This window comes from Nocardia sp. NPDC002869, assembly GCF_046764065.1.
Lineage (GTDB): Bacteria > Actinomycetota > Actinomycetes > Mycobacteriales > Mycobacteriaceae > Nocardia > Nocardia rhamnosiphila.
This window is the reverse complement of the sequence record NZ_JBKOOL010000245.1, coordinates 1-5,926: the sequence shown is the minus strand read 5'-3', so window position 1 is coordinate 5,926 and position 5,926 is coordinate 1. Positions and strand designations below refer to the sequence as shown.

The window sequence follows — 5,926 nt, the reverse complement described above, 5'->3', positions numbered from 1 at the left end:
GCGACGGTGACGCCGGGCGACCGGGGCCGCTACACCGGAAGGCTCAGTCCAGCAGATCGCCGAGCTCGAGCATCTGCTCCACCGCTGCCCACTGTCCGTCCGGACGGCCCGCCTCCTCCAGGAGAAGCGCGGACAGATCCTCCAGGGCGTCCGGTTCCAAGGCGTCGAGGCCGGCCCGGTCGATCCACAGGTGTGTGACCCATTCGTCGCCGAGCGCCGCGCCGGTGACCTCGGGTACGAGCACCAACGCCGCGCCCGCCGCGCCGGCCGCCACGATCTCCGCCACCGCGGCCGGACCGTTGTCACGGCCGTACCGGAAGGTCCGGGATTCGTAGGTCAGCCCGGTCACGGTGTGCACTTCGGCCACCACGGCGGCCAGCTCGTCGTAGGACAGCACACGGCCACCGGCGCCGACGCACACCGGATCGCCGCCCTGCAGCGGCCGCACCCGATCGGCGTAGGTCACCGGACGGGACGACTCCGCCGCGATCTCCGCGATACGCGCCGGATCGTCCAGCACCAGCCAGTCGACACCCGGCGCGGCCGGCGGCGCGCCCGCCACGAGGCCGGCCTCGACCGACAGACCCGCGGCCGCGGCGGCGGACACCGCGTCGGCGGGCACCAGCGCCGCACCCGCCTTGAGCACCGCCCAGGTCGCGACGGCCGCGTCGACCCCGCGTTCGAGCCGCAGCACCACACCGGTACCCGGCCCGTACCCGCGCCCGATCAGGACCCGGGCCAGCCGCGACGAACGCGCGTCCAGCTCCTGATAGGTGACCTCTTCCTCACCCCATACCACCGCGGGGGCTTCCGGATCGTCCTCCACCGACGCGCGCAGCGTCTGCGGCAACGCGGTACCGGTGGTGGCAGCGGGCGCCACCTGCTGCGCGGGCGCCGCCATCCGGTCGCGTTCGGCGGTATCGAGAATATCGATCTCACCCACCCGGACCTGCGGGTCGGCGGCCACCGCGGCGAGGATCCGGGCGAACCGGCGACCGAAGGACTGCACGGTCGATTCGTCGAACAGGTCGGTGGCGTACCCGAATACCGACCACAGTTCCCCGAAGCCGCCGTCGGCGTCCCGCTGCGGGTCGATACCGATCTGGAGATCGAACTTCGCCGCCAGTGCCTGCTCTCCCAGCGCCTGCACACTCAGCCCGGGCAGATCCAGCGTGGGCTGTTCGGTGTTCTGGAAGGACAGCACCACGCCCAGGAGCGGGTTGTGCGCGGTGGCCCGGCCCGGCAGTACCGCTCCCACCACCTGTTCGAACGGGATATCGGCATTCGCGAATGCCGAGAGATCCGTCTCCCGGGCCTGCTCCAGCAATTCGGCGAAGGTCATATCGGGTTCCACCTTGGTACGCAGCGCCAGGGTGTTGACGAACATACCGACCAGATCGTCGAGCTCCTGCTCCCCGCGTCCGGCGATCGGGGTGCCGACCACGATATCGCCGGCGTTGGTGAGCCGGGACAAGAGCACGGCCACCGCGGCGTGCATCACCATGAACAGCGTGACGCCGTGCGCTCGCGCCGACTCGTCCAGCGAGCGGTGCACCTCGGCCTCGATGGCGAAACTCGTCAGCCCGCCGCGCATCGACGGTACCGGCGGACGCGGCCGGTCCAGCGGCAGCTCGACATCCACGGCAACCCCGTCGAGCTGTTTCTGCCAGTACGCCAGCTGGCCGGCGGCCGGCGAGGTCGGATCGGTTTCGTCACCTACCACCGCACGCTGCCACAGCGCGAAGTCCGCGTACTGCACCGGCAACGGCGACCAGCCCGGCGAATCACCACCGACACGAGCCAGGTAGGCCGTCATCAGGTCCCTGGCCAGTGGCGCCATCGAGGCACCGTCGGCCGCGATGTGGTGCGCGACGAACGCGAGCACATGGTCGCCGGGTCCGGTTTCGAGCAGCAGTGCCCGGACCGGCACCTCCTGGGTGACGTCGAAACCGATCGACATCAGCTCACTGATCCGAGCCACCGGATCAGCGGCGGCAGCGACCTCGAGGCCACTACCGAGAGCCTGCGCGGCCGGCAGGACCTCCTGATACGGGCGATCGCCGGGGCCGACCGGATACCGCGTCCGCAGCGTTTCGTGCCGTTCGAGCACATCCGCGACCGCCGCGCGCATGGCGGCGACATCCAGTTCACCCGTCAGCCGGATCGCCAGCGGAATGTTGTAGGCGGGCGAACCGGGATCGAACTGGTTGATCAGCCACATGCGCTGCTGCGCCAGTGACAACGGCACCAACTCCGGCCGCGGCTGCGGCACCAGCGGTGTCCGCGCACCGGATCCGGCATGCTGCTCCACCCGCACGGCCAGACCGGCCACCGTCGAAGCCTCGAACAGCGCCCGCACCGGGACAGTCGTGTCGAGTGCCTTACCCAACCGCGCCGCCACCTGCGTCGCGACCAGCGAGTTACCACCGAGGGCGAAGAAATCGTCGTCGGCGCCGACCCGGTCCACCCCGAGCACATCGGCGAACACGCCCGCCACGATCTCCTCGATCGGAGTCGACGCAGCCCGGAACGCACGCGCCTCGAACACCGGCTCCGGCAGAGCTTTACGGTCCAGTTTCCCGTTGACGGTCAACGGGAGCGCGGACAGTTCCACAAATGCCGACGGCACCATGTACGACGGGAGCCGCTGCGCCAGTTCCGCCTGGATGCGCCCCGTATCCGAGCCCGCCGCATCGCTGGGCACCACATACGCGACCAGCCGGTCGCCGGTCCGCGGATCCGACTTCGCCAGTACCGCGGTCTGCGCGACCTCCGGCAACGCCAGCAACGCCGCCTCGATCTCCCCCAGCTCGATCCGGAAACCACGAATCTTCACCTGGAAATCGGTACGACCCCGGTACTCCAGCTCACCATTGCCGTCGAAAGCCGCCAGGTCACCGGTGCGGTACATCCGCTGCCCCGCCACGAACGGATCGGCCACGAACCGATCCGCGGACAGGTCCGGGCGACCGAAATACCCGACCGCCAACTGCGCACCCGCGAGATACAACTCACCCGCGACACCGTCGGGCACCGGCCGCAACCGCGAATCCAGCACATACACCCGGCTGTTCCACTGCGGCACACCGATCGGCACCGACACCAGATCGGCCTCGGTCACCCGATGGGTGGTGATCGAGACAGCGGCCTCGGTCGGGCCGTACAAGTTGAACAACCCGATACCCGGGAACTCGCCCAGCATCTTCTGCGCCGTCGCCGCCGGTAGGGCTTCACCGATCGCCAGCACCCGCCGCAACGAGTCCGGCAAACTCTCTGCGGCGCCCAGCAGGGCCTCCAGCATCGACGGCACCACCGTCAACGTCGTCACCCGCTCACGACGCATCAACCGGTTCAGGTACGACGGATCGCGATGGCCTTCCGGCTCCGCGATGACCATCCGGCCACCGCTCACCGCGGCGGTCCAGAACTCCCAGACCGACAGATCGAACGTCGCCGCGGTCTTCAGCAAGATCGCGTCCGTGGCATCGAGCGCGAATTCTTCGGTGATGTACCGCAGCTGGTTCACGATCGCCGCATGCGGCACCGCCACACCCTTCGGGCGACCCGTCGAACCCGACGTGAAGATCACATACGCCGTATTCGAAGCACGCAACGGCGCCACCCGCTCGGCATCGGTCACCGGAGAAGCCGCGAAACCACCGAGATCGAGGGTGTCCACGGCCAGCGACGGCACGCCGTCGCCCACCACGCCGTCAGCGGCGTCGGCACTGGTGGTCAGTACGCACACCGGTGCCGCGGTATCCAGGATGTACCCCGTACGCTCCGCCGGCTGATCCGGATCCACCGGCACATACACACCACCGGCAGTGGCGACCGCATACATCGCGACCACCAGATCCACCGACCGCCGCAATGCCAGCACCACACGATCCTGGGGACCCACACCCTCCGCGATCAGGGACCGCGCCAGCCGGTTGACCCGCGCACCCAACTCCGCATATGTGATCTGCGAACCATCCGGAGCCACCAACGCCACCGCATCCGGCGTAGCTGCCACCGACGTATCCAGCAGCGATACCAACGTCGCCGCCGAATCCAACTCCCGGCCCGTAGCGTTACGAGCCTGCAGCGCCTTCCGCTCGGCCGGCGCCAAGATCTCCACATCGCCCACCGGCACCAGCGGATCCGCCACGATCTCGCCGAGCAACCGCACGAACCGATCGACCATCGCCTGCGCGGTGGCGCGGTCGAACAGATCGGTGGCGTAGGTCAGATGACCGTGCACACCGAGGGGAGCGCCGTTGTCGTCGTAGGCATCGGCAACGATCAGGTGCAGGTCGAACTGCGAGACCTCGGTATCGACTTCGAGACCCGAGACCGTCAGCCCCGGCAGCTCCAGACTCGACTGCGCCAGGTTCTGGAACGAGAGACCGACCTGGAACAACGGATGCCGCGCGGTCGACCGCGCCGGATTCAGCACCTCCACCAACCGCTCGAACGGCACATCCGCATGCGCGAACGCCGCAATATCGGCTTCCCGCTGGCGACCCAGCAGACCGGTGAAGGATTCACCACGATCCAACTGCGTCCGGAACACCAGCGTGTTCACGAACATACCGATCAGATCATCGAGCGCCCGCTCACCACGACCCGCCACCGGCGTACCGATAGTGATGTCATCGGTCCCCGACAGCCGCGACAGCAACACCGCCAACGCGGAATGCACGACCATGAACAGCGTCGCATTCTGCTCTCGGGCGACCCGCTGCAGCCCGGCGTGGATCTCGGCGTCGACAGCGACCTCGACCCGGCCACCGGTGAACGACTGCACCGCCGGACGCGGCCGGTCCGCCGGCAGGTCCAGCTGGTCGGGCACACCCGCCAGCGCGGACTGCCAGTACTGGACCTGCCGTGCGGCCAGCGACTCCGGATCGGTCTCATCGCCCAGCAACTCACGCTGCCAGATGCTGTAGTCGGCGTACTGCACCGGCAGCGGCGCCCAGCCCGGCGCCTCATCCACGACGCGAGCCGCGTACGCGGTCATCAGATCTCGGGTCAGCGGGGCCACCGACAAACCGTCACCGGAGATGTGGTGGACCACCATCGCCAGCACGAACTCACCGGTCGCGCCCTTGCCGGCCGTATCGCTCACCTCGAACAGCGCGACCCGCAACGGCACCTCGGCGGTGACGTCGAAACCGGTCGACACCAGTTCCGATACCGCGGCCACCACGTCGTCGGCGGCCACCGCGCGCACCTGCAGTCGCGGCGCGGCGTCCCCGGCCGGCAGCACCAGCTGCACCGGACCGGAATCGGTCTCCGGGTAGATCGTCCGCAAGACCTCGTGCCGGCCCACCACATCGGCTACCGCCGCACGCAGCGCGTCCACATCGAGGTCGCCCGACAACCGGATCGCCATCGGAATGTTGTAGGCGACCGAATCCCGATCGAACCGGTTGAGGAACCACATCCGCTGCTGCGCCAGCGACAACGGCACCCGCTCCGGCCGCTCCCGCGGCGCGAGAACCGGAAGGTTACCGCGACCGGCAGCGGTCTCCGCCGCAGCCGCCAAAGCAGTCACCGTGGCGGCCTCGAACAACAACCGCACCGGCACCTGCGTATCCAACGCAGCACCCAGACGGGCCGCGACCTGGGTCGCGATCAGCGAGTTACCACCGAGGGCGAAGAAGTCATCATCGGCACCGACCCGCTGCACACCCAGCACCTCGGCGAACACACCCGCCACGATCTCCTCGATCGGCGTCGAGGGAGCACGGAACCGCTTGGTCTCGAACACCGGAGCCGGCAGAGCCTTACGATCCAGCTTCCCCGAAGTGTTCAACGGGAACGCATCCAACTCCATGACCACGGCCGGGATCATGTAGGTCGGCAGCACATCACGCAGATCGTCGAGCAACACCGCCGACACGATCTGCGCACCCGGAGCAGGAACCACGTAGGCGAC

1 protein-coding gene is annotated in these 5,926 nt (G+C 68.7%); it reads right to left on the bottom strand.

Annotated features, from left to right (window positions below):
* Window positions 1–43: 43 nt before the first annotated feature.
* Window positions 44–5,890 (bottom strand): amino acid adenylation domain-containing protein, encoded by a 5,847-nt coding sequence (locus ACLML9_RS27300; protein WP_411948200.1) that lies wholly within the window; start codon window positions 5,888–5,890, stop codon window positions 44–46.
* Between the last annotated feature and the right edge of the window lie 36 nt (window positions 5,891–5,926).